We start from the raw sequence: 666 nt of genomic DNA, 5'->3' as shown, positions 1-666 counted from the left end.
TTCTCTGTTGCGATTTGTTTGATCGTTTCGTGTGTTCAAGTTTTTAAGGGCATACGGTGGATGCCTTGGCATCAGGAGCCGATGAAGGACGTGGGAGCCTGCGATATGCCTCGGGGAGTCGGCAACCAGACTTTGATCCGGGGATTTCCGAATGGGGAAACCTGGCACCCGTCATGGGGTGTCGCCGCCGGTTGAATGTATAGGCCGGTTGGTGGGAACGCGGGGAAGTGAAACATCTCAGTACCCGCAGGAAGAGAAAACAAGAGTGATTCCGTGAGTAGTGGTGAGCGAAAGCGGAAGAGCCTAAACCGTGCGCGTGTGATAGCTGGTAGGCGTTGCGTGTGCGGGGTTGTGGGACCATCCGGTCAGCTCTACCAGGCTGGCAAAGAGTTACCAAGTCGCGTGATAGTCGAACGGCATGGGAAGGCCGACCGTAGACGGTGAGAGTCCGGTAGACGAAATTGCGTGACCTCTTGGGTGTGTTCCCGAGTAGCACGGGGCCCGTGAAATCCCGTGTGAATCTGCCACGACCACGTGGTAAGGCTGAATACTCCCTGATGACCGATAGCGGACCAGTACCGTGAGGGAAAGGTGAAAAGTGCCCCGGTGAGGGGTCGTGAAATAGTACCTGAAACCGTGTGCCTACAAGCCGTCAGAGCGTCCTCA

1 rRNA gene is annotated in these 666 nt (G+C 56.3%); it reads left to right on the top strand.

Annotation, left to right across the window (positions count from 1 at the left end):
* Window positions 1-33: 33 nt before the first annotated feature.
* Window positions 34-666 (top strand): 23S ribosomal RNA (locus AKI01S_RS53155); the annotation flags it as partial.

The sequence above is a fragment of the Actinomadura kijaniata NBRC 14229 genome (assembly GCF_001552175.1).
In the GTDB taxonomy this organism is placed as follows: Bacteria; Actinomycetota; Actinomycetes; order Streptosporangiales; family Streptosporangiaceae; genus Spirillospora; species Spirillospora kijaniata.
Note: the sequence above shows the minus strand (reverse complement) of the source record. Positions and strands in the feature narration are given on the sequence as shown.